Origin of the sequence: Pseudomonas paracarnis (assembly GCF_904063055.1) — a bacterium.
Taxonomy (GTDB): domain Bacteria; phylum Pseudomonadota; class Gammaproteobacteria; order Pseudomonadales; family Pseudomonadaceae; genus Aquipseudomonas; species Aquipseudomonas paracarnis.
Genome location: NZ_CAJFCN010000006.1, coordinates 1 through 22,512, shown reverse-complemented (window position 1 = coordinate 22,512; position 22,512 = coordinate 1). Strand labels below are relative to the sequence as shown.

The following is a 22,512-nucleotide window of genomic DNA, read 5'->3' as shown; positions in this document are numbered from 1 at the left end:
TGTGGTGAGCGAGCTTGCTCGCGCTGGGCTGCAAAGCAGCCCTGAATAAAATGAACCCAGCCCTCCCATACTGGCGCCTCTCCAGCTTCTACCTGTTCTATTTCGCCCTGCTGGGGGCGACAGCGCCGTTCCTGGCGCTGTACTTCGATCACCTCGGTTTCTCCAGCGCGCGCATCGGCGAACTGGTGGCGATTCCCATGCTGATGCGCTGCGTGGCCCCCAACCTGTGGGGCTGGATCGGCGACTACACCGGCCGGCGCCTGGCCATTGTGCGATTCGGCGCGGTGTGCACCCTGGCCAGCTTCTGCCTGATTTTTGTCAGCAAGACCTACGCCTGGCTGGCGATGGTCATGGCCCTGCACGCTTTCTTCTGGCACGCGGTGCTGCCGCAGTTTGAAGTCATCACCCTGGCCCACCTGCACAAGCAAACCTCGCGCTACAGCCAGATCCGTCTGTGGGGCTCCATTGGTTTTATCCTCACCGTGGTGATCATGGGGCGCCTGTTCGATTGGCTGAGCCTGGATATCTACCCGGTGGCGGTCGTGGTGATCATGGCCGGCATCATCGGCGCCAGCCTTTGGGTACCGAACGCGCAGCCGGCCAGCCACGGCAACCGCATGGCCGGCGATGGCTTTCTCAAACAATTGCGCAGCCCCGGCGTGCTGGCGTTTTATGCCTGCGTGGCGCTGATGCAAATGAGCCATGGCCCGTATTACACCTTCCTGACCCTGCACCTGGAGCATTTGGGCTACAGCCGCGGCGTAATCGGCCTACTGTGGGCGCTGGGGGTGGTGGCGGAAGTACTGATGTTCCTGGCCATGAGCCGTATTCTTGCGCGCTTTTCGGTGCGCCGGGTGCTGCTCGCCAGTTTCCTGCTGGCCGCGCTGCGCTGGTGGCTGCTGGGTTCATTTGCCGAAGTTTTCTGGCTGCTGCTGGTGGCGCAGTTGATGCACGCCGCCACGTTCGGCAGCTTTCACGCGGCGGCAATTGCCTTTGTGCAACGCAGCTTCGGTGACCGCCAGCAAGGCCAGGGTCAGGCCCTTTATGCCGCGCTGGCCGGCACCGGCGGCGCGCTCGGCGCCCTCTATTCCGGTTACAGCTGGAACCTGCTGGGGCCCACCTTCACGTTCAGTATCGCCAGCCTCGCGGCCGTGGCCGCCGCCATTATCATTGGCCTTCGATTGCAAGAGCCGAACCAAGGAACCGTGCAATGAGCTATGTAGCCGTCTACTCCATCGCCTCCCCGGACACCCCGAACAAAGTGTTGACCCATGCCGACGACATCCAGTCGACCCTGGCCGAGCACGGCGTGCGTTTTGAGCGCTGGCAGCCCAGCCCGATAGAAAAGGGCGCCACTGATGCTGAAATGATTGCAGCCTACCAGGCTCAGATCGAAGCCCTCGGCTACGCCGCTGTGGAAGTGGTCAGCGTGACCCAAGACCATCCGCAGAAGGACGTGGTACGTGCGCAGTTCCTGGGCGAACGTACCTACAGTGAAGACGAGGTGCGTTTCTTCATCGCAGGCCAGGGGCTGTTTACGCTGCACATAGGCGACTATGTGTACAGCTTGCGCTGTGAGAAGAATGACTTGCTGATCATCCCGGCCGGTGTGCCGCACTGGTTCGACATGGGCGAGAACCCGCACTGTGTGACACTGCGTTTGTTCAACACGGCCCAAGGCGTTGTGCCCTCGTTGACCTGTGATGCGATTGCCACTCGCTTTCCAGGACTGGATGACTAAGCGTAGATAACTGAATGTTCAACCCTGGCAAGTTGGAAGTCGCTGTGGGAAGAAACTTAATTATTTGTAGGGTAAAGCTGTTTGTTCTCTGCCGTGCGCTTTGATTCCACTCGTTATGTAACTCTCTGTTCAGCGTAAATGTTTATGCCATCTGTCAATAGGAGGAATCCGAAAGATGGCAGCGCATCAGCAGACATAAGGAGAGAACAATGAGTGGCCCCGAGGAGACGTATCGCCCGTCGGTTATTGTGCCCACGGCTATCAGAAAACGCCGGAGCTTGTCCGGCAAGCCCCTGACTCCCACGGAGCTGGAAATCCTGCGATGGGCCTCCGAGGGCAAGACTGTCTGGGAAATCAGCCAGATTCGCGCCACCTCTGAAGCCACGGTGAAATTTCATCTGCGCAACATCTACGGCAAGTTGGATGTCACCAACCGTGTGCAGGCAAAGAATGAGGCGGTTCGGCAGGGCTTATGTTAATGGCATGAAAAAGGGCCGCGACGCTGAGTAGCGTCGCGGCCCTTTTTCAGAGGTGTAGATTAGGCCGAGTGATAGGTCGGCAGCGCAAAGCGGTTCTGGCTTTGCAACATCGAAATCTGCGGCAGTTCGCTGGCTTGTTCGGCCAAGTCACGGCGAATAGCGCTAATCACCCAAGTCAGTTGGTCGGCAGTGTGCAGCTGCTGATAAGAGATCGAGCGCTTGACCTGCTTACCTTCGCTGTTGCGCAGGGTCAACAGGATACCGCCGTCCGGACGTGGCTGGGTGGTGACGTCGTAGTTGGAGAATACTGAAGCGAATTTATCTTGGATCAGGCTCATGTCTATCAGCTCCATTGGCTCAAGTTGGCAAGCATGGAGTGATAGGTGCAGTGATTGTGCCAGTATTGGTTATTCTAAAAAATCGTTATAAATCAGCAAGTTATAAATTTATAGGATTTTCGTTTTCGTGCAATTTGCATGAAGGGCCATCGTGCATCCTGCATTTTGCGCTATCTGCCCGGTGATTTTTCCGGCTGGAAGGGGGAGGGCTGTAATGATACTGACCGTCTTTTGCTCGGAAAAATCCCGGTCGGCTAGGAGGTCGTCATCGCAGCGATGCGCCGACCCGACAAGCCAGCTCCTACATTTTGAGGGTGGGGTGTCAGGGAGATAAGCATCGGCCGGCCGCCACGAGATACAAAACTTTTCAAATCCCGCGTGTACAGCCAAAGAACCGCTGACGTATTTTCCGCTACACCAGTCGATGTACCTGGACCAGACCAAGAATAAGAAAAGGGACGTCCCTCCATGACTCATCAGCAAGTCGACATGATCACCTGGCGCATGATGCTGCGTAAGGTGCCTGCCATTGTTCGGGCGCTCCCACGGGTGGTGCGCGGCATGCGTGCGGCCAACGTCACCGACCCCAACCAACCCTGCGGCCTGGGCTGGCATTTCGAACAAGCCACCTTGCGTAACCCTGACGGTGCTGCCCTGCTGTATGGGGACAGCGTGATCAGCTACCGCGACGCCAATCAGTGCGCCAATCGCATTGCCCATCACTTGCAGGCCCAGGGCATCCGCAAGGGCGATGTGGTAGCGCTGTTTATCGAGAATCGCCCCGAGTTGCTGCTCAACGTGCTGGCCGTGGCCAAGCTGGGCGGCATCTGCGCCATGCTCAACACGGCGCAAACTCAAGGGGCGCTGGTACACAGCCTGACCCTGGTCAAGCCGGTTGCCATTGTGGTCGGTGCCGAATTGCTGAGCCCTTACGCAGCAGTGCGCGATCAAGTCCAGATCCCGGCCGAGCGCACTTGGTTCGTGGCCGATCAGCCGGGCAGTAGGGTGCCCGACGGCTACATCGACCTGATGGCCGCCAGTGCCGAAAGCCCGGTGGACAACCCGGCGAGTTCCGCGCAGGTGTTCTTCCACGATCCCTGCTTCTATATCTACACCTCCGGCACCACCGGCTTGCCCAAGGCCGGCATCATGAAGCACGGGCGCTGGACCAAAACCGCCGTGAGCTTCGGCAGTATCGCCCTGGACATGGGGCCACAGGACGTCCTCTATTGCACCTTGCCGCTGTACCACGCCACCGGCCTGTGCGTGTGCTGGGGGGCGGCGATTATCGGTGCGTCCGGCTTTGCCATTCGGCGCAAATTCAGCGCCAGCCAGTTCTGGGACGATGCACGCAAGTTCAAGGCGACCACCCTGGGCTATGTCGGTGAGCTGTGCCGCTATCTGCTCGACCAGCCCGCGAGTGCGCAGGACCGTGATAACCAGGTGACCAAGATGGTCGGCAACGGCCTGCGCCCCGGTGTGTGGGCGCAGTTCAAGCAGCGCTATGGTGTGGAGCATATCTGCGAACTGTATGCCGCCAGCGACGGCAATATCGGCTTTACCAACGTGCTGAACTTTGACAACACCATCGGCTTTTGCCTGCAGCATTGGGCGCTGGTGGACTACGCCCATGACACTGGTGAACCGCTGCGCGGCAGCAACGGGTTCATGGTCAAGGTGCCCACCGGCGGGCAGGGCCTGTTATTGGCGCGCATTGATGATAAGTCGCCCTTCGACGGTTACACCGACCCGGAAAAGAACCGCAAGGTGGTACTGACAGACGTATTCGAAAAAGGCGACCGCTATTTCAACACCGGCGACCTGGTGCGCAGCATCGGTTTCGGGCATGCGCAATTTGTCGATCGCCTGGGGGATACCTATCGCTGGAAGGGCGAAAACGTCTCGACCACCGAGGTGGAAAACGTCCTGCTGAAACACCCGCAGATCGCTGAAGTGGTGGCCTATGGCGTCGAAATCGACAACACCAACGGCCGCGCCGGCATGGTCGCCATCACCCCCAGCGAATCCCTGGCCAGCCTGGACATGCGCGAACTGCTGCAATTCGCCCACGGCCAGTTGCCCCCTTATGCGGTGCCGTTGTTTTTGCGGATCAAGGTGAAGATGGAAACCACCGGCACGTTCAAGTACCAGAAAGTGAAGCTCAAGGAGCAAGGGTTCGACCCGGACAAGGCTGGCAATGACCCGGTCTACGCCTGGTTGCCGGGTTCGGACAGCTATGTGCCGGTGACCGGGCAATTGCTGGCGCAGATCCAGGGCGGCCAATTCCGTTATTGATTCTGGCTATGGCGGCTTTTGACAAAAAAGCCATGACACCGGGGAACTCCATCGCGACACTGGGCGCCTTAAACAGTTATGTCAGTCGCCTCAGCAAGGAGCCCCCATGTCAGATCAGCCTAAACAAATGACCGAAGACGAAGCCGCCGAGTTTGCCGAGCAAGTCTTCGACGTCGCCCGGCGCGGCGACGCCGCCATGCTTGCCGCACTGTTGGCGAAAGGCCTGCCGGCCAACTTTCGTAATCACAATGGCGACACCTTGTTGATGCTCGCGGCGTACCACGGCCATGCCGAGGCGGTCAAAGTGCTGCTGGAGTTCAAGGCCGACCCCCTGATCGCCAACGACAAGAACCAGTTGCCGATTGCCGGCGCGGCGTTCAAAGGCAACCTGCCGGTGGTGCAGGCGTTGATCGAGGGCGGCACGCCGATTGACGCGGCCTCCTCGGACGGGCGTACGGCCTTGATGATGGCGGCGATGTTCAACCGCGTTGACATGGTTGATTACCTGCTCGGTAAAGGCGCAAACCCCAAGGCCACCGATGCACAAGGCGCGACGGCACTGGCCGCGGCGCAGACCATGGGCGCGGTGGATACGGCGGCGCAGTTGCAGAAACTGGTGTAGGCTACGCGCCCTTCAAAACTTGCCCGTTACAGGATCGCCCCATGAAAACCGCCCTCGTCGAACTCATCAGCAAAATCAGCGCCGGCGTCATGGGGGAGGATGAAGTCGCGCGTATTGCCGACGAAGCGGCCCAGGCCTACGCGGACCCGGCGGCGTTCCTGGCGGCCAATCCGGATATCAACTACGACGACAGTTTCCCGATTCCGCTGGGAGAGTGGGTGGTGGTCGGTAGCCTGCCAGACACGGTGTTGTTCCAGGCCGATACCTATGGCGACCTGTTTGCCCAGATCGTCGCGTCGTTCGGTCCGGGCGTGGCGTTCAACCTCAAGCCCAAGCAATTGGCCAAGACCGAAGACCTGACCGCGCTCAACCGCATCCAGATCCAGATGAGCGCCCTGAGCCCGGAAGACGGCGGTTATGTGCTGATGAACTTCAGCCAGTTGCTGGACGACGAGATCCAGGCGGTGCTGGTGTTCGGCAACGACCTGGCGCGGGTACTGGAACTGTGTGCCGAAGTCGGCATCAAGGCCGAACCATCATTGGAAGCCTTGAAGATTGCCGTACACGTCTGAAATAAAACGGAACCCGCGCCAAGGCTGACTATCCTACAAGTGCATGCCCTCACTTAGGAGCGACACCATGGGTTCCACGTTTAATAGTCTGATTGGCCTGATCATCCTCGCGCTGGATATCTGGGCAATCATCAACGTGTTCAAAAGCGGCGCCAGCACCGGCGCTAAAGTGCTGTGGATCCTGTTGATCCTGCTGTTGCCAGTGCTGGGCCTGATCATCTGGGCTATCGCCGGGCCGCGTGGTAACGTGCGGATCTGACGACCCACTCGATTTGGAGCGGGCACAGTCAATGTGGGAGCTGGCTTGCCTGCTCCCACAGTGGGGTTTACGGCGTTAATTAAATTTGTGTGTCGAAACTATTCGCCGCACGAAATTTTCACATCCCATCCAAGACAATTCGCCGGCTTTATCCGGCTGCCAGGGCTCTATCTCCAGTGCCCTTAAAGGCAGGGCCGTGCCTTACGTTCAGTAATTAATAGCCTTGCCGGCCTCGATCGGGCACCATTTGTGCCACCGCGTTAACCGCCTACCCCAGCCAGCCTGGGCGAGGGACGGACGCCACTGCATTATTTCGCAACTTAAACTTCCAATGGGTCCTAAAACGACATGGCAAACCCGGACGCCCTGAATCAGCAGCGAGCTTCAAATCGCCTGCTGCAACCGACCGTCAAATCCCATCTGGCGTACACGCTGCTCTGCGCATTGGTCATGATGGTGATGTTTTCCCTGCTGCGCCTGGCGTTGCTGGTCTACAACCGCGAGATGATCCTCGATACGCCGGCCTCGACGTTCCTTGAAGCGTTCGCCAACGGCTTGCGCCTGGACATTCGCCTGGTGATGTACCTGCTGATTCCGCTGCTGTTGGCGCTGTTCAGCGTGCGGGCCATGGCGGCGCGCGGGTTCTTCCGTTTGTGGCTGACCGTCGCGTCCAGCATCGCCTTGTTCCTGGGCTTGATGGAGATGGACTTCTACCGCGAATTCCACCAGCGCCTCAACGGCCTGGTCTTCCAGTATGTGAAGGAAGACCCGAAAACCGTGATGAGCATGCTCTGGTACGGTTTCCCGGTGGTGCGTTACCTGCTGGCCTGGGCCGTGGGCACGCTGATCCTGAGCATGGCCTTCAAGGGCGCTGACCGCGCAACGCGCCCACGGGGCCCGTTCAGCGGCGGCACTGTCAGCACGCGCCAGGTGGCGCCGTGGTACAGCCGCATCGCAGTGTTCATGGTTTGCCTGCTGGTTGCCGTGGTTGCCATCCGTGGCACCCTGCGCCAAGGGCCACCGCTGCGTTGGGGTGACGTCTACACCACTGACTCGAACTTCGCCAACCAGTTAGGCCTCAATGGCACCTTGTCGCTGATCGCGGCGGCCAAGGCGCGCTTCGGTGAAGACCGCGCCAACATCTGGAAGGCGACGCTGGAACAACCACTGGCCACCCAGACCGTGCGCGACATGCTGGTGCTGCCGCAAGAGAAGCTGGTAGACACCGACACCGCTGCCGTGCGCCGTGACTTCACGCCACCGGCCGAGAAAACCCTGCCGATCAAGAACGTCGTGGTGATCCTGATGGAAAGCTTCGCCGGTCATTCGGTGGGCGCATTGGGACGTCCGGGCAATATCACCCCGTACTTCGACAAGTTGACCCACGAGGGCTTGCTGTTCGACCGCTTCTTCTCCAACGGCACCCACACCCACCAGGGTATGTTCGCCACCATGGCCTGCTTCCCGAACCTGCCGGGTTTCGAATACCTGATGCAGACCCCGGAAGGCAGCCACAAGCTGTCGGGCCTGCCGCAGTTGCTCAGTGCGCGTGATTTCGACGATGTGTATGTCTACAACGGCGATTTCGCCTGGGACAACCAGTCGGGCTTCTTCAGCAACCAGGGCATGACCAACTTCATCGGCCGCAATGACTTCGTCGACCCGGTATTCTCCGACCCGACCTGGGGCGTGTCCGACCAGGACATGTTCAACCGTGGCCTGGAAGAACTGAAGGCGCGCGAAGGCGGCAAGCCGTTCTACGCACTGCTGCAAACCCTGTCCAACCACACGCCGTACGCATTGCCGACCCCATTGCCGGTTGAGAAGGTCACCGACCGTGGCAGCCTCAACGAGCATTTGACGGCCATGCGTTACTCCGACTGGGCCTTGGGCCAGTTCTTTGAAAAGGCCCGCAAAGAGCCGTACTTCAAGGAAACCCTGTTTGTGATCGTCGGTGACCACGGCTTTGGCAATGAGCAGCAGATCACCGAGATGGACCTGGGTCGCTTCAACGTGCCGATGCTGATGATTGCACCGGGCATGCGCGAGAAGTTCGGTGAGCGTGACCACACTGTGGGCACCCAGATCGACATCGTGCCGACCATCATGGGCCGCCTGGGCGGCGATACCTTGCACCAGTGCTGGGGCCGCGACCTGCTGAACCTGCCCGAAGGTGACAAGGGTTTCGGCGTGATCAAGCCATCGGGCAGCGACCAGACCGTGGCCTTGCTCACCGGCGACCGCGTACTGGTATTGCCCAAGGAAATGCCACCCAAGTTGTGGGAATACACACTGGGCGCCGAGCCGACTGGCAAGGTGATTCCGGAGTCGCCGGACGAAGCTGCACTCAAGCAGAAACTCGAGTCGTTCCTGCAGACCGCGACCAAGAGCTTGTTGGATAACACCGCAGGTGTCGTGGACGGTAAGCCGGACTAACTGACCGACAATAAAAAAGAGGCCTTCTAGAAGGCCTCTTTTTTTGCTTCTCAATTGTAGGAGCGCTTGCTCGCTCCGACAAACACCGTAGCGCGGTGTTTATATCTTGCCGAGCAACAACAGCACCAGCAGAACAACCAGTACCACACCCAGGATACCCGACGGTCCATAACCCCAGTTACGCGAGTGCGGGAACACCGGCAGACCACCGACCAGCAGCAGGATCAGGATAATAATCAGAATGAGGCTCATGGTTTTATTCCTTATAGGTTCTTTGCAAAAACCGGCTGTTTAACCGTTGGTTCGTCCATGTACAGTGGGACGCCTTACCCATTCCGACTCTGCCACTTCGTAAAAAATTCATTGTTTTTATAAAACATTTTGATGGGTCGCTTATTTCTTTTAACGCGTGCGCAACTTGAACTAATCAGTTGAAAAAAATTGAACTTAATCTATAGGCACGCCTGCGACCGAGCCCACGGTTTGCCCGGGGCATTCATCACCCTGATGGTGCGTGGGTAGAGCAAAAACCTTCGCTACACTGCCGGTCACTTCTTTCGTGAACCACAAGGCTACTTCCTATGCAAAACCGCATGATGATCACTGGCGCCGGGTCTGGCCTGGGTCGCGAAATCGCTCTGCGCTGGGCCCGTGAAGGCTGGCAGTTGGCGTTGTCTGATGTCAGCGAGCCCGGTTTGCAGGAAACCCTCAAGCAGGTTCGCGAAGCCGGGGGGGATGGCTTTACCCAGCGCTGCGACGTGCGTGACTATAGCCAGCTAACGGCCTTTGCCCAGGCCTGTGAGGTGAAGCTCGGGGGCATCGATGTGATCGTCAACAACGCCGGCGTGGCCTCGGGCGGGTTCTTCGCTGAACTGTCCCTGGAGGATTGGGACTGGCAGATCGCAATCAACCTGATGGGCGTCGTCAAAGGCTGCAAGGCGTTCCTGCCTCTGTTGGAAAAGAGCAAGGGGCGCATCATCAACATCGCGTCAATGGCAGCGCTGATGCAGGGCCCGGCCATGAGCAACTACAACGTCGCCAAGGCGGGCGTGGTGGCGTTATCCGAGAGCCTGTTGGTGGAACTCAAGCAACAGGAAGTGGGCGTGCATGTGGTGTGCCCGTCGTTTTTCCAGACCAACCTGCTCGACTCGTTCCGTGGGCCAACCCCAGCCATGAAGGCTCAAGTGGGCAAGTTGCTTGAGAGTTCGCCCATCTCGGCGGCGGATATTGCCGACTACATTTACCAGCGCGTGGCCGAAGGCGAATTCATGATCCTGCCCCACGAGCAAGGCCGGATGGCTTGGGCGTTGAAGCAAAAAAATCCGCAACTGCTGTATGACGAAATGACCCTGATGGCCGACAAGATGCGCGCCAAGGCGCAGGCTGTTAAGGCCTGATTTGACTGGGGTCTGTCAGGCAAATTACCTACCTGTGTAGGAGATGCCTGATTTGCCGGCAAGCCATTGTCGGTCCAGTGCGAAGGGGGCATGGTCGAGGTCCTGTTACTGGAAAAGGACTACCGCCATGCTGGTCTTAAGCCGTGCCATAGACGAAGCCATCGCCATTGGCGATGACATCACCGTGCATATCCTTGAAGTGAACGGTACTCACGTGAAATTCGGCATCGAGGCGCCGGTGGGCGTCAACGTGTACCGTGCCGAGGTGTACCGCAAGATTCTCAAAGGCGAGGGCCAGGCTACCCACCCCGTGCCGGTGCCCAACCCTTAGGCGGGCTTCAGTCGAACAGGTGCTTGGGCACATCGTGCTTGAGCATCAACTGGCATTGCTCGCTCTCGGGATCGAAGACGATCAGCGCCTGGCCTTTGGTCAGCGCCTGGCGCACGCGCAGCACGCGGGTTTCCAGGGGCGTGTCGTCGCCATTGTCGGTGCCGTCGCGGGTGACGAAGTCTTCGATGAGGCGGGTCAGGGTGTCGACTTCAAGTGCATCGTAGGGAATCAGCATACAAGCCTCAGGTGTCAGGTCCCGGCGATGCTACTGCGCCGGGACCTTTGTTGCCAGTATCAACTCACCGCGTCAGGACTTCTGGCCGACCAGGCTGTCCACCGACGGCACGCGGGTGTCGCTCTCCATTTGCGTTTCATGCTCGATCTGATGACTGAACCGATCCAGTGAGCCCTGGGCCGGTTGCGCATCGCTGGCAAACACCGGCGGGCTGAGGATATAGGCGCCCAATAAGCGGCTCAGGGCGGCGAGGCTGTCGATATGGGTACGCTCGTAACCATGGGTGGCGTCACAACCGAAGGCCAGTAATGCAGTGCGAATGTCATGACCGGCGGTGACCGCCGAGTGCGCATCGCTGAAGTAATAGCGGAACAGATCGCGGCGTACCGGCAGGTCGTTGTCCGACGCCAGGCGCAGCAAGTGGCGGGACAGGTGATAGTCATAGGGCCCGCCGGAGTCCTGCATGGCCACGCTCACCGCATGTTCGCTGGAGTGCTGGCCGGGGGCGACCGGGGCGATATCGATGCCGACAAACTCACTCACATCCCAGGGAAGGGCGGCCGCTGCGCCACTGCCGGTTTCCTCGGTAATGGTGAACAGCGGGTGGCAGTCGATCAGCAAGGGTTCGCCACTGTCGACGATGGCCTTGAGCGCGGCGAGCAGGGCGGCGACGCCGGCCTTGTCGTCCAGGTGGCGAGCGCTGATATGCCCGCTCTCGGTGAACTCGGGCAGTGGGTCGAACGCCACGTAGTCACCCACACTGATGCCCAGGGAGTCGCAGTCGGCACGCGTGGCGCAGTAGGCGTCCAGGCGCAGCTCGACATGGTCCCAGCTCACCGGCATTTCATCCACGGCGGTGTTGAATGCGTGCCCGGAGGCCATCAGCGGTAATACGCTGCCGCGAATCACGCCGTTGTCGGTGAACAGGCTGACCCGGCTACCTTCGGCAAAGCGGCTCGACCAGCAGCCCACCGGCGCCAGGGTCAGGCGCCCGTTGTCCTTGATCGCACGCACGGCGGCGCCGATGGTGTCCAGGTGGGCGGAGACGGCGCGGTCAGGGCTGTTTTTCTGGCCCTTGAGGGTGGCGCGAATGGTGCCGCGCCGGGTCATTTCAAACGGGATGCCGAGTTCTTCCAGGCGCTCGGCGACGTAGCGCACGATGGTGTCGGTAAAACCGGTGGGGCTGGGAATGGCGAGCATTTCCAGCAGCACTTTTTGCAGGTACGCGAGATCGGGTTCGGGAATGGTTCGGGTCATGGAAACTCCTGATGAGTTGAGGGCGATCGTTCCCACGCTCTGCGTGGGAACGCCTCAGGGACGCTTTGCGTCCGCTGTGGTGACGCAGAGCGTCACAGGCTGCATTCCCACGCGGAGCGTGGGAACGATCGGTAGTCAGGTAGCCGGCTGACTGTGTGGGAACAACAAATCCACAAACTTCTCAGCCGTGGGTTGCGGTTCATGGTTGGCCAGGCCGGCCCGTTCGTTGGCTTCGATAAACACATACTCTGGCTGGTCGGCCGCAGGCACCATCAGGTCCAGGCCGACCATGGGGATATCCAGGGCACGGGCCGCACGCACGGCTGCATCCACCAGTGTCGGGTGCAGGATCGCCGTGACATCTTCCAGGCAACCCCCGGTGTGCAGGTTGGCGGTGCGTCGCACGGCCAGTTGCACGCCACGGGGCAGGATGCTGTTGTAGTCGTAACCTGCGGCTTTGAGGGTGCGCTCGGTTTCTGCATCCAGCGGGATTTTGCTCTCGCCGTCGGTGGCCGCCTGGCGACGACGGCTTTGCGCCTGGATCAACGCGCGAATCGAATGCTGGCCGTCGCCGATCACTTCGGCAGGGCGACGAATCGCAGCCGCGACCACTTCAAAACCGATCACCAGAATGCGCAGGTCCAGGCCTTCGTGGAAGCTTTCCAGCAACACGCGGCTGTCGAACTGGCGCGCCGCTTCGATCGCCTGCTGCACCTCTTCGATGCTGCGCAGATCCACGGCGACGCCATGGCCTTGCTCGCCATCCAGCGGCTTGACCACGATGCGCTGGTGTTCGTCGAGAAACTCCAGGTTGTCGTCGGCACTGCCCGCCAACTGTTGCACCGGCACCTGCAGGCCCGCCGCCTTGAGCACCTTGTGGGTGAGGCTCTTGTCCTGGCACAGGGTCATGCTGATGGCGCTGGTCAGGTCGCTCAGGGACTCACGGCAACGCACGCGACGCCCGCCGTGGCTAAGGGTGAACAAACCCGCATCGGCGTCGTCAACGTGCACATCAATACCGCGTCGGTGGGCTTCTTCGACAATGATGCGCGCGTAAGGGTTGAACTCCGCCTGAGGCCCCGGGCCCAGAAACAGCGGTTGATTGATGCCGTTCTTGCGCTTGATTGCAAAGGTGGTCAACGCCCGAAAGCCGAGCTTGGCGTAAAGGCTCTTGGCCTGGCGGTTATCGTGCAGCACCGACAAGTCCAGGTAGCTCAAGCCTCGGCTCATGAAGTGCTCCACCAAGTGGCGCACCAACACTTCACCGACGCCAGGGCGGGTGCATTGAGGGTCGACGGCCAAACACCAGAGGCTGCAACCGTTCTCCGGGTCGTGGAAGGCCTTGTGATGGTTGAGGCCCATCACGCTGCCAATCACCGCGCCGCTGTCTTCATCTTCGGCCAGCCAGTACACCGGGCCGCCTTGATGACGTGGGGTGAGGCGTTCCGGGTCGATGGGCAGCATCCCGCGGCCCTGGTACAAGTGGTTGACCGCTTGCCAGTCGGCCTCGCTCTGTACCCGGCGAATACGAAAGCCGCGAAACACCCGGGTGGCCGGGCGGTAGTCGGTGAACCACAGGCGCAGGGTGTCGGACGGGTCGAGGAACAGTTGCTGCGGGTCAATGCCCAGGATTTGCTGGGGCGCTGCCACGTACAGGGCGATATCGCGCTCGCCAGGCTGCTCGTTGAGCAGTTCCTGGGCCAGGCTTGCCGGGTCGGGAAAGGTGTGGCCAATCAACAACCGGCCCCAGCCGCAATGCACGGCAATCGGGTCGGCGGCCAGTGCGCTGCCATCTTCGGCCAGGCGCGCTTGCAGGCGCTCGTAGGTCGGCGCCTGGCCCTTGAGTAAGCGTTGGCTGTAAGCCGCGGCATTCGGTTTCATGGATCAGATTCCTTGTTCGCTCAGCCACAGGTTCAGCGCCGCCAGCTGCCACAGCTTGGAGCCGCGCAGCGGGGTCAATTGGCCTTGCGGGTCGGTGAGCAAGCGGTCGAGCATGGCCGGGTTGAACAGCCCGCGGTCCTGGCTCGGGTCCAGCAGCAACTCGCGCGCCCAATTCAAGGTATCGCCCTGCAGGTGCTTGAGGCCGGGCACGGGGAAGTAGCCTTTCTTGCGGTCGATGACTTCGCTGGGGATCACCCGACGCGCCGCTTCCTTGAGCACCTGTTTGCCGCCGTCGGGCAGCTTGAACTGGGCCGGCACACGGGCCGACAGTTCTACCAGGCGGTAGTCGAGGAACGGTGTGCGCGCTTCCAGGCCCCAGGCCATGGTCATGTTGTCGACGCGTTTGACCGGGTCGTCCACCAGCATCACCGTGCTGTCCAGACGCAGGGCCTTGTCCACCGCCGCGTCGGCGCCCGGCATCGCGAAATGCTCGCGCACGAAGTCGCCGGCAGCGTCGTTGGCGGTCAGCCATTGGGGCGCGACGGTCGCCGCGTAGTCGTCGTAGCTGCGGTCGAAAAACGCCTCGCGGTAGGCCGCGTACGGGTCGCTGGCACCGTCCACTTGTGGGTACCAGTGGTAACCGGCGAACAGTTCATCGGCGCCCTGGCCGCTCTGCACCACTTTGCAATGCTTGGCCACTTCCCGCGACAGCAGGTAGAAGGCGATGCAGTCATGGCTGACCATCGGCTCGCTCATGGCGCGGAAGGCGGCCGGCAGTTGCTCGATGATCTCGCTTTCGGCGATGCGCAGTTGGTGGTGATGGGTGCCGTAGTGTTTGGCGATCAGGTCTGAGTACTGGAACTCATCGCCACGTTCGCCGCCGGCGTCTTCAAAGCCGATGGAGAAGGTCGACAAATCCTCCACGCCCACTTCACGCAGCAGGCCGACGAGCATGCTCGAATCGACGCCGCCTGACAGCAGCACACCCACATCCACCGCCGCACGTTGGCGGATGGCCACGGCTTCGCGGGTGCTGTCGAGCACGCGGTCGGTCCAGTCTTCCAGGGTCAGGTGTTTTTCGTCCTCATGGGGGCCGTAGGGCAGGGTCCACCAGGTTTTCTGTTCGGTCTTGCCGCTGGCGTCGATGCGCATCCAGCTGGCGGGCGGCAGCTTTTCGATGCCGGCCAGCAGCGTGCGCGGCGCGGGGACCACGGCGTGGAAATTCAGGTAATGGTTGAGCGCCACCGGATCGAGGATCGGGTTGATGTCGCCGCCCTTGAGCAACGCGGGTAGCGCCGAGGCAAAGCGCAGGCGTTGGCCGGTGCGCGACAAGTACAGAGGTTTGACCCCCAGACGGTCGCGGGCGATGAACAGGCGCTGCGCATCACGCTCCCAAATGGCAAAGGCGAACATCCCGTTGAGCTTGGGCAGCAGCGCTTCGCCCCAGGCGTGGTAGCCCTTGAGCAACACTTCGGTGTCGCCGCCGGAATAGAAGGCGTAACCCAGGGCTTCCAGCTCTTGGCGCAGCTCCGGGAAATTATAGATAGCGCCATTGAACGCCAGGGACAGCCCCAGATGGGCGTCGACCATCGGTTGGGCAGAGCCGTCCGACAGGTCCATGATCTTCAGGCGGCGGTGGCCCAGGGCAATCGGCCCTTGGGCATGAAAGCCCCAGGCGTCGGGGCCTCGGGGGGCGAGGTGGTGGGTGATGCGTTCTACGGCTGCCAGGTCGGCAGGTTGATGATCAAAGCGTAACTCGCCAGCTAATCCACACATAAGTTCCTTACCGGTTTTTCCGTTGGGGAGGGGTCAACACTCAATACGCCCAAAAGGGCGCGTACCCAGAAACTGACCCAGTGCTATGCGTGGAGTTTTAGACCGATAAGTTATAAGCCAGATCGCCGCCTTGCCTTTAATCCGGCTTTTTTTGTGCAGCGCCCTGGCCTCGCACCAGCGCGCGCAGGGCAAATCGATTGGGGTGGCAAGCCTCGGCCACGCTGGTGGGCACGGGCAGGGGCTCATCACTCAGCCACGCAGCCAATAGTTCGCCGCACAACGGCGCGGTGATCAATCCACGCGAGCCATGGCCGCTGTTGAGAAACAGCCCAGGCAGCCACGGACATGGCGTTTGCGGCACTTGCCGCGCGTCTTTGCCCAGTACCGCATAAGCCTGCTCAAACGCCGCATGGTCAGCCAGTGGCCCAACGATGGGCAGGTAGTCGGGGCTGGTACAACGAAACGCGGCACGGCCCTCCAGCTGTTCGGGTGTCAAGCGATCAGCACCCAGGCGTTGCAGCAGGTCGGTAGAAATCTCACCCAGCATCTGCAGGTTGCCATGGTGTTCGGCGGGCGTGGGCGTGAGGTCTTGATTGTTGAAGTCGAAACTCGCGCCCAAGGTGTGTTCGCCAAGCCGGGCCGGCGCGACGTAGCCTTCGGCACAGACCACCGTGGCCAGCGCTTTACTCGCGCAGGTTTGCGCCAGCCGAGTGATCTGCCCACGGATGCGCTTGAGCGGTATGTCTGCACTGAAGGGGAAACGCTTGATCTCCGCAGCCCCGGCGAGCACCACGACACTGGCGCTGGCCAATACGCGGTCACCGGCGCGGGCTTGCCATTGGTCGTCGAGCCGGCGCAGTTCCAGGGCCTCGTGGTGGGTGAGCACTTCAATCAGTGGATGTTTCGCCTGCCACTGGCACAGCGCGGGTGGATGCACCCAACCGCCCTGTGGAAAAAACAACCCGCCGTGGGCCAGTTCGATTCCCGCCTTTTGCTGCGCCTGGTCGCGGTCCAGCAGCTGCAGCAGATCCGGAGCAAAGGCGTTTGCCAATTGAGCCTGACGCTGGGTTTCTTTAGCGTCAAACGCCAGTTGCAACACGCCACAGCCGTCCCAATCGACACCTCGGTGCAAGTGTTCCAGCAGGCGTCGGGTGTGGCCAAAACCGCTGAGGATCAACTGGGACAAAGCCGTGCCATGGGCCGAAAGCTTGAGGTACAACACACCCTGTGGGTTGCCCGAAGCTTCCTGTGCCAGGCCGGCGTGGCGCTCCAGAAGACTGACACGCCAACCCCGGGCGGCCAGGCTGGCGGCAGTCGCGCAACCGGCCAGGCCACCGCCGATGACCAGGGCGTGGCGTTCATCCTTGATGGCGGGTGGTCGGGCGAACCAGGGTTTACGTGGGGCCAGCGCGGGTAAGTCGGCGGGCCAACCGACAAACTCCCCACGCAGGATCTCCCATTTATGGCCGATGCCCGGCGTGCGTTTCATCTTGAACCCGGCGGCATTGATCAGCCGCCTTACCCAGCCGGTGCTGGTGAAGGTGCTGATGGTCGAGCCCGGTGCCGCCAGGCGCGCCAGTTGGGCGAACAGCTCAGCGGTCCACATGTCGGGGTTTTTCGCCGGGGCGAACCCGTCGAGAAACCATGCATCGACCTGGGCGTCCAGTTGCGGCAACTGTTCCAGCGCATCGCCGATCAACAGGGTCAGGGTCACGCGGCCATTGTCCAGTACCAGGCGCTGGAAACCCTGGTGGATGGCAATGTATTGCGTCAGCAGTTGCTCGGCCAAGGGTTGCAGTTCGGGCCAGAGGGCGAGGGCGCGTTGCAGGTCGGCATGGCTGAGGGGGTACTTTTCCACGCTGACAAAGTGCAGCCGCGCACCGGCGACTGCGTGCTGTTCGAACAACTGCCAGGCGCAGAGGAAGTTCAAACCGGTGCCGAAGCCAGTTTCACCAATCACCAGGCGCCCACCTGTGGGCAAGGCGGCGAAGCGTTCCTGCAAGCGGTTCTGCTCCAGGAACACGTAGCGGGTTTCTTCCAGGCCCGACTGGTCGGAGAAATACACGTCGTCGAATACCCGCGAATGCGGGCGGCCTTGGTCATCCCAGTCGAGCTGGGCGTGGGTGATGGGGTTCATGGCGGCTCATAAAATGAAAGCGGGCAAAGGCAAGGCGGCCATTCTAGCCGATCAACAGGCGTTGAATTGATCCATGGCAAGGCTGGGTTGTATTTCCTTGCGCGTGTCTTGGCCCAATCCGCTAGTCTTGAGCCATCTTGAAACGGAGCTGCCCATGTTCGAATCCGCCGAAATCGGTCACGCCATCGACAAAGACACCTACGACGCCGAGGTGCCAGCCCTGCGTGAAGCCTTGCTGGAAGTTCAGTACGAGCTGCAACAGCAGAAGCGCTTCCCGGTGATCATCCTCATCAACGGCATCGAGGGCGCGGGCAAGGGTGAAACCGTCAAGCTGCTCAATGAATGGATGGACCCGCGCCTGATCGAAGTGCGCACCTTCGACCAGCAAACCGACGAAGAACTGGCGCGCCCACCGGCCTGGCGCTACTGGCGGCAACTGCCGGCCAAGGGCCGCATGGGCATTTTCTTCGGCAACTGGTACAGCCAGATGCTCCAAGGCCGCGTGCATGGGCAGATCAAGGATGCGCGGCTGGACCAGGCCATTGCCGGCGCCGAACGCCTGGAAAAGATGCTCTGCGATGAAGGTGCGCTGATCTTCAAGTTCTGGTTCCATCTGTCCAAAAAACAGATGAAGGCGCGCCTCAAGGCTTTGGCCGACGACCCGCTGCACAGCTGGCGTATCAGCCCATTGGACTGGCAGCAGTCCAGGACCTACGACAAGTTCGTACATTTCGGTGAGCGGGTGCTGCGCCGCACCAGCCGCGATTACGCGCCGTGGCATGTGATCGAAGGCGTCGACCCCCATTACCGGGGGCTGACCGTGGGCAAGATCCTGCTCGATGGGCTGCAAAGTGCCCTGAAGCAGGCCAAGGTCAAGGCCAGCGGCATGAACCCGGCGCCGTTGCTTGCCTCGGTGGACCAAAAGAGCCTGCTCGACAGCCTCGACATGACCCTGCGCCTGGACAAGGATGATTACGAAGAACAACTGATTACCGAGCAGGCGCGCTTCTCTGGGCTGATGCGCGACAAACGCATGCGCAAGCACGCGTTGGTGAGTGTATTCGAGGGCAACGACGCGGCAGGCAAGGGCGGGGCGATCCGCCGTGTGGCGGCAGCACTGGACCCACGCCAGTACCACATCGTGCCGATTGCCGCGCCCAGCGAAGACGAACGGGCCCAGCCTTATCTGTGGCGGTTCTGGCAGAAGATCCCGGCGCGCGGCATGTTCACCGTGTTTGACCGCTCCTGGTACGGTCGCGTGCTGGTGGAGCGCATCGAAGGCTTCTGTACCCCAGCGGACTGGATGCGCGCCTATGGCGAGATCAATGACTTCGAAGAGCAACTGCGCGATGCGGGCGTGATCGTGGTCAAGTTCTGGCTGGCCATCGACAAGGAGACGCAGCTGGAACGCTTCCAGGCCCGTGAAGAAATCCCCTTCAAGCGCTTCAAGATTACTGAAGACGACTGGCGCAATCGCGACAAGTGGGACGACTACCGCGCGGCGGTGGGCGATATGGTTGACCGCACCAGCACCGAGGTGGCGCCTTGGACCCTGGTAGAAGCCAACGACAAACGCTGGGCGCGGGTCAAGGTGCTGCGCACCATCAACCGTGCGCTGGAAGAGGCGTTTGATAAAAGCGACAAGCACGACAAAAAGAAAAAGAAATAGCCCATGCTTTTGCATCCACGCAGTGAATGATCATCGCGGTCGGCCTGGCCCGGCTCTATCCTCGATCAACAACCACAAGATCGAGGTAGCCCATGCGTGAAGTAGTGATCGTCGACAGCGTGCGAACCGGCCTGGCCAAGTCCTTTCGCGGCAAGTTCAACCAGACCCGCCCCGATGACATGGCGGCCCATTGTGTCAATGCGCTGCTGGCCCGCAACGGTATCGACCCTGCGACGGTAGAAGACTGCATCGTCGGTGCCGGCTCCAACGAAGGCGCCCAGGGCTATAACATCGGGCGTAACGTGGCGGTGCTCTCGCAACTGGGCACCGGTACGGCGGGCATGACCCTCAACCGTTTCTGTTCGTCGGGCTTGCAGGCGATTGCCATTGCCGCCAACCAGATCGCTTCGGGCTGCAGCGACATCATTGTTGCCGGTGGCGTGGAGTCCATCAGCCTGACCATGAAGAGCGTCAACACCGATAACCTGATCAACCCGCTGCTTAAGGAACAGGTGCCGGGCATTTACTTGCCCATGGGCCAGACCGCCGAAATCGTTGCGCGCCGCTATCACGTCAGCCGCGAAGACCAGGATCTTTACGCGCTGCAAAGCCAGCAGCGCACCGCCCAGGCCCAGGCTGATGGCTTGTTCAACGATGAAATCGTGCCGATGGCGGTCAAGTACAAGGTCGAGGACAAGAACACTGGCACGGTGCAGATCCTGGATGGCGTGGTCGACCGTGACGACTGCAACCGCCCGGACACCACCCTGGCCAGCCTCAGCGGCCTGAAGCCGGTATTTGCCGAGGATGGCTCGGTAACGGCAGGTAACTCCTCGCAGCTTTCCGACGGTGCGTCGATGACCCTGGTGATGAGCCTGGAAAAAGCTCTGGAACTGGGGCTCAAGCCCAAGGCGTTCTTCCGGGGCTTTACCGTGGCCGGTTGCGAGCCGGATGAAATGGGCATTGGCCCGGTGTTCTCGGTGCCCAAGTTGCTCAAGGCCAAGGGCTTGCAGGTGGCGGACATCGACGTGTGGGAACTCAATGAGGCCTTTGCTTCCCAGTGCCTTTACGCACGCAATCGCCTGGAGATCGATAATGCCAAATACAATGTCAACGGCGGCTCGATTTCCATCGGGCACCCGTTCGGCATGACCGGCTCGCGGCAGGTGGGGCACCTGGTGCGCGAGCTGCAACGGCGCAACCTGCGTTACGGGATTGTCACCATGTGCGTGGGGGGTGGGATGGGCGCCACCGGACTCTTCGAAGCCGTACGCTGATTGCGGTTGGAACAGCGCCAGTGTGGGAGGGCTAATGTGGGAGCTGGCTTGCCTGCGATGACGGCCTACTAGCCGATACTTCTCTCCCTGACACCCCACAACCCAACTGTGGGAGCGGGCCTGCTCGCGAAGGCGGCCTGGCAGGCGACACTGTAATAGCGAGTACATATCCATTTCTGCGGTAACGGCCACCTAGGGTTCCGCCTGACGGCGGGTCACTTTGGAAAAGCCCCAAAGTAACCAAAGGGCTCTTGCCCCACCACTCGGCACCTCGCCTAGGCTCGGTGTGCCCGAACGCAGGCTTGAATCCGTGGGCCGCCGCCACGCGCCATCCATGGCGCGGGGCGGCTAACCCGGCGTCCTGCCGGGTTACCCACGAATTCAAACCTGCGTTCGGCCAGCGTGGTTTAACGGGGCGCTTAAGATCAAAATCAAAAGCAGATCAAGAGCCAGATCAAGAGCGGCTCGCTTCGCATCGTGGTTACCGTTGGCTGCAACAACCTATGAAATTTATATAGATGCCTATGGCCATCGCTTGCAAGCCAGCTCCCCCATTCAAGACTGTGACGTATCCGAACTCAGTGACTTGCCCCTAGAATGCCTGCTCCACTTCCTCTGGCATCTGGGGCACTCATGCACATCTCTTCCGGCCGCTGGGTCTACGGTTTCTTCCTGACCCTGCTGACCGCGTTTCTGTGGGGCATTCTCCCGATCAAGCTCAAGCAAGTGTTGCAGGTGATGGACCCGATCACTGTGACTTGGTTTCGCCTCATGGTAGCGGGCACGTGCCTGTTCGTTTACCTGGCCGCCACCAAACGCCTGCCCAGCCGCAAAGTGCTTGGCCCCAAGGGTGGGTGGCTGGTGGGCATGGCGGTGTGTGGCCTGGTGGGCAACTACGTGTTGTACCTGGTGGGCCTGAAAATGCTCAGCCCGGGCACGGCGCAGTTGGTGGTGCAGATGGGGCCGATCTTTCTGATGGTAGCCAGTGTGTTTGTGTTCAAGGAGCGCTTCAGCCTGGGGCAGGGAGTGGGGTTGTTGGTGCTGATCGCAGGCTTTGGTTTGTTCTTCAACCAACGTCTGGTGGAATTGCTGACGTCCATGGGCACCTACACCGCCGGTGTGCTGACGATCCTGCTCGCCACCACCATCTGGGTGTTCTATGCACTGGGTCAGAAGCAGTTGCTGACGGTGTGGAATTCGCTGCAGGTGATGATGGTGATCTATCTGTCGTGCGCGCTGTTGCTCACCCCTTGGGCACATCCGCTGGAGGCGTTGCAGTTGAGCCCGCTGCAAGGCTGGCTGCTGCTGGCGTGCTGCATGAATACGCTGGTGGCCTACGGCGCATTTGCCGAAGCCCTGGCGCATTGGGAAGCTTCGCGGGTCAGTGCAACCCTGGCGTTGACGCCCCTGGTGACCTTCGTAGCCGTGGCGGTAGCGGCGTGGCTATGGCCGGACTATGTGCAAGCCGAAGAGATCAATGCCTTGGGGTATGTGGGGGCGCTAGTGGTGGTGACGGGCTCGGCGATGGTGGCGCTGGCGCCTTCGCTGCTCGCCGGGCTCAGGGCCCGGCGGCTGCGGATGTCGGTTTAAGCGCCAGCCCTTTCAAGGTCTTCTGTAAAATCCCCTGAAATTCATTCAGGGGGTACCTAAACGATGTGGGCGGAAGTTCTAGCGCGTTTCGAGAAAAAAGCACCTGCCAGTGTCATGGCCAAACTGGCGCTGCAGCAGGCTATTGCCCCCGAGTGGATTGATCAGGTTTTCGAAGAACACCGGCAACGGCAGTATTCTCGTGAGCTATTGTTCTCGACCA

General features: G+C 60.8%; 20 protein-coding genes. 13 read left to right on the top strand and 7 right to left on the bottom strand.

Annotation, left to right across the window (positions count from 1 at the left end):
- Positions 1-50 precede the first annotated feature (50 nt).
- The 3 genes from JMV15_RS14275 (at position 51) to JMV15_RS14265 (ending at position 2,220) form a co-directional block, all read left to right on the top strand.
- On the top strand, positions 51-1,214 hold the full coding sequence (locus JMV15_RS14275) for an MFS transporter (RefSeq protein ID WP_038452229.1): 1,164 nt from the start codon (positions 51-53) through the stop codon (positions 1,212-1,214).
- A complete protein-coding gene (locus JMV15_RS14270) occupies positions 1,211-1,741 on the top strand; it encodes a 1,2-dihydroxy-3-keto-5-methylthiopentene dioxygenase (RefSeq protein ID WP_032903740.1) in 531 nt (176 codons plus the stop codon). The genes JMV15_RS14275 and JMV15_RS14270 overlap by 4 nt, the downstream gene beginning before the upstream one ends.
- A 209-nt stretch (positions 1,742-1,950) precedes the next feature.
- Positions 1,951-2,220 (top strand): response regulator transcription factor, encoded by a 270-nt coding sequence (locus tag JMV15_RS14265; RefSeq protein ID WP_014719273.1) that lies wholly within the window; start codon positions 1,951-1,953, stop codon positions 2,218-2,220.
- A 59-nt stretch (positions 2,221-2,279) separates the two neighbouring features.
- Here the strand turns inward: JMV15_RS14265 and JMV15_RS14260 are convergent, their stop codons facing one another.
- Complete coding sequence (locus tag JMV15_RS14260; RefSeq protein WP_003172952.1) at positions 2,280-2,558, bottom strand: DUF3509 domain-containing protein; 279 nt, start codon at positions 2,556-2,558, stop codon at positions 2,280-2,282.
- Positions 2,559-3,026: 468 nt separating this feature from the next.
- On the opposite strand from JMV15_RS14260, the gene JMV15_RS14255 reads away from it, so the two are divergent.
- The 5 genes from JMV15_RS14255 to JMV15_RS14235 all read left to right on the top strand — a co-directional run bounded on the left by JMV15_RS14255 (position 3,027) and on the right by JMV15_RS14235 (position 8,742).
- Positions 3,027-4,853 carry a long-chain-acyl-CoA synthetase gene (locus JMV15_RS14255; protein ID WP_014719272.1) on the top strand — a complete coding sequence of 609 codons (1,827 nt, stop codon included), beginning with the start codon at positions 3,027-3,029 and terminating at the stop codon, positions 4,851-4,853.
- A 106-nt stretch (positions 4,854-4,959) separates the two neighbouring features.
- Entirely contained in the window at positions 4,960-5,475 is a 516-nt protein-coding gene (locus tag JMV15_RS14250) for an ankyrin repeat domain-containing protein (protein ID WP_014719271.1), read from the top strand.
- Positions 5,476-5,516: 41 nt separating this feature from the next.
- Positions 5,517-6,047: a hypothetical protein gene (locus JMV15_RS14245; protein WP_032903736.1), complete on the top strand. Its 531-nt coding sequence runs from the start codon at positions 5,517-5,519 to the stop codon at positions 6,045-6,047.
- 67 nt (positions 6,048-6,114) lie between these two features.
- Positions 6,115-6,306: a PLDc N-terminal domain-containing protein gene (locus tag JMV15_RS14240; protein WP_003192770.1), complete on the top strand. Its 192-nt coding sequence runs from the start codon at positions 6,115-6,117 to the stop codon at positions 6,304-6,306.
- A 348-nt stretch (positions 6,307-6,654) separates the two neighbouring features.
- Positions 6,655-8,742, top strand: a complete 2,088-nt coding sequence (locus JMV15_RS14235) for an LTA synthase family protein (RefSeq protein WP_014719269.1) — start codon at positions 6,655-6,657, stop codon at positions 8,740-8,742.
- 99 nt (positions 8,743-8,841) lie between these two features.
- On the opposite strand, the gene JMV15_RS14230 is transcribed toward JMV15_RS14235, so the two are convergent.
- A complete protein-coding gene (locus JMV15_RS14230) occupies positions 8,842-8,994 on the bottom strand; it encodes a DUF3309 family protein (RefSeq protein WP_003192767.1) in 153 nt (50 codons plus the stop codon).
- 329 nt (positions 8,995-9,323) lie between these two features.
- On the opposite strand from JMV15_RS14230, the gene JMV15_RS14225 reads away from it, so the two are divergent.
- Positions 9,324-10,139, top strand: coding sequence for an SDR family oxidoreductase (locus JMV15_RS14225; protein ID WP_014719268.1), 816 nt, complete (start codon positions 9,324-9,326; stop codon positions 10,137-10,139).
- A gap of 127 nt (positions 10,140-10,266) precedes the next feature.
- Positions 10,267-10,470: a carbon storage regulator CsrA gene (csrA, locus tag JMV15_RS14220; RefSeq protein ID WP_038450996.1), complete on the top strand. Its 204-nt coding sequence runs from the start codon at positions 10,267-10,269 to the stop codon at positions 10,468-10,470.
- Positions 10,471-10,477: 7 nt separating this feature from the next.
- On the opposite strand, the gene JMV15_RS14215 is transcribed toward csrA, so the two are convergent.
- The 5 genes from JMV15_RS14215 to mnmC form a co-directional block, all read right to left on the bottom strand.
- On the bottom strand, positions 10,478-10,705 hold the full coding sequence (locus JMV15_RS14215; RefSeq protein WP_003192759.1) for a YheU family protein: 228 nt from the start codon (positions 10,703-10,705) through the stop codon (positions 10,478-10,480).
- Positions 10,706-10,777: 72 nt separating this feature from the next.
- Positions 10,778-11,962 carry an osmoprotectant NAGGN system M42 family peptidase gene (locus JMV15_RS14210; protein WP_014719266.1) on the bottom strand — a complete coding sequence of 395 codons (1,185 nt, stop codon included), beginning with the start codon at positions 11,960-11,962 and terminating at the stop codon, positions 10,778-10,780.
- Between the two features lie 135 nt (positions 11,963-12,097).
- On the bottom strand, positions 12,098-13,843 hold the full coding sequence (ngg, locus tag JMV15_RS14205; RefSeq protein WP_014719265.1) for an N-acetylglutaminylglutamine synthetase: 1,746 nt from the start codon (positions 13,841-13,843) through the stop codon (positions 12,098-12,100).
- A gap of 3 nt (positions 13,844-13,846) precedes the next feature.
- Positions 13,847-15,619: an N-acetylglutaminylglutamine amidotransferase gene (locus JMV15_RS14200; protein ID WP_201491670.1), complete on the bottom strand. Its 1,773-nt coding sequence runs from the start codon at positions 15,617-15,619 to the stop codon at positions 13,847-13,849.
- Between the two features lie 136 nt (positions 15,620-15,755).
- Positions 15,756-17,756 (bottom strand): bifunctional tRNA (5-methylaminomethyl-2-thiouridine)(34)-methyltransferase MnmD/FAD-dependent 5-carboxymethylaminomethyl-2-thiouridine(34) oxidoreductase MnmC, encoded by a 2,001-nt coding sequence (gene mnmC, locus JMV15_RS14195; RefSeq protein ID WP_038450992.1) that lies wholly within the window; start codon positions 17,754-17,756, stop codon positions 15,756-15,758.
- Between the two features lie 154 nt (positions 17,757-17,910).
- On the opposite strand from mnmC, the gene pap reads away from it, so the two are divergent.
- From pap to JMV15_RS14180, 3 genes are all read left to right on the top strand, one after another.
- Positions 17,911-19,425: a polyphosphate:AMP phosphotransferase gene (gene pap, locus JMV15_RS14190; protein ID WP_020302249.1), complete on the top strand. Its 1,515-nt coding sequence runs from the start codon at positions 17,911-17,913 to the stop codon at positions 19,423-19,425.
- A 92-nt stretch (positions 19,426-19,517) separates the two neighbouring features.
- Positions 19,518-20,702, top strand: coding sequence for a thiolase family protein (locus tag JMV15_RS14185; protein ID WP_038450990.1), 1,185 nt, complete (start codon positions 19,518-19,520; stop codon positions 20,700-20,702).
- 633 nt (positions 20,703-21,335) lie between these two features.
- Positions 21,336-22,292, top strand: a complete 957-nt coding sequence (locus JMV15_RS14180; RefSeq protein WP_014719260.1) for a DMT family transporter — start codon at positions 21,336-21,338, stop codon at positions 22,290-22,292.
- Positions 22,293-22,512: the final 220 nt, after the last annotated feature.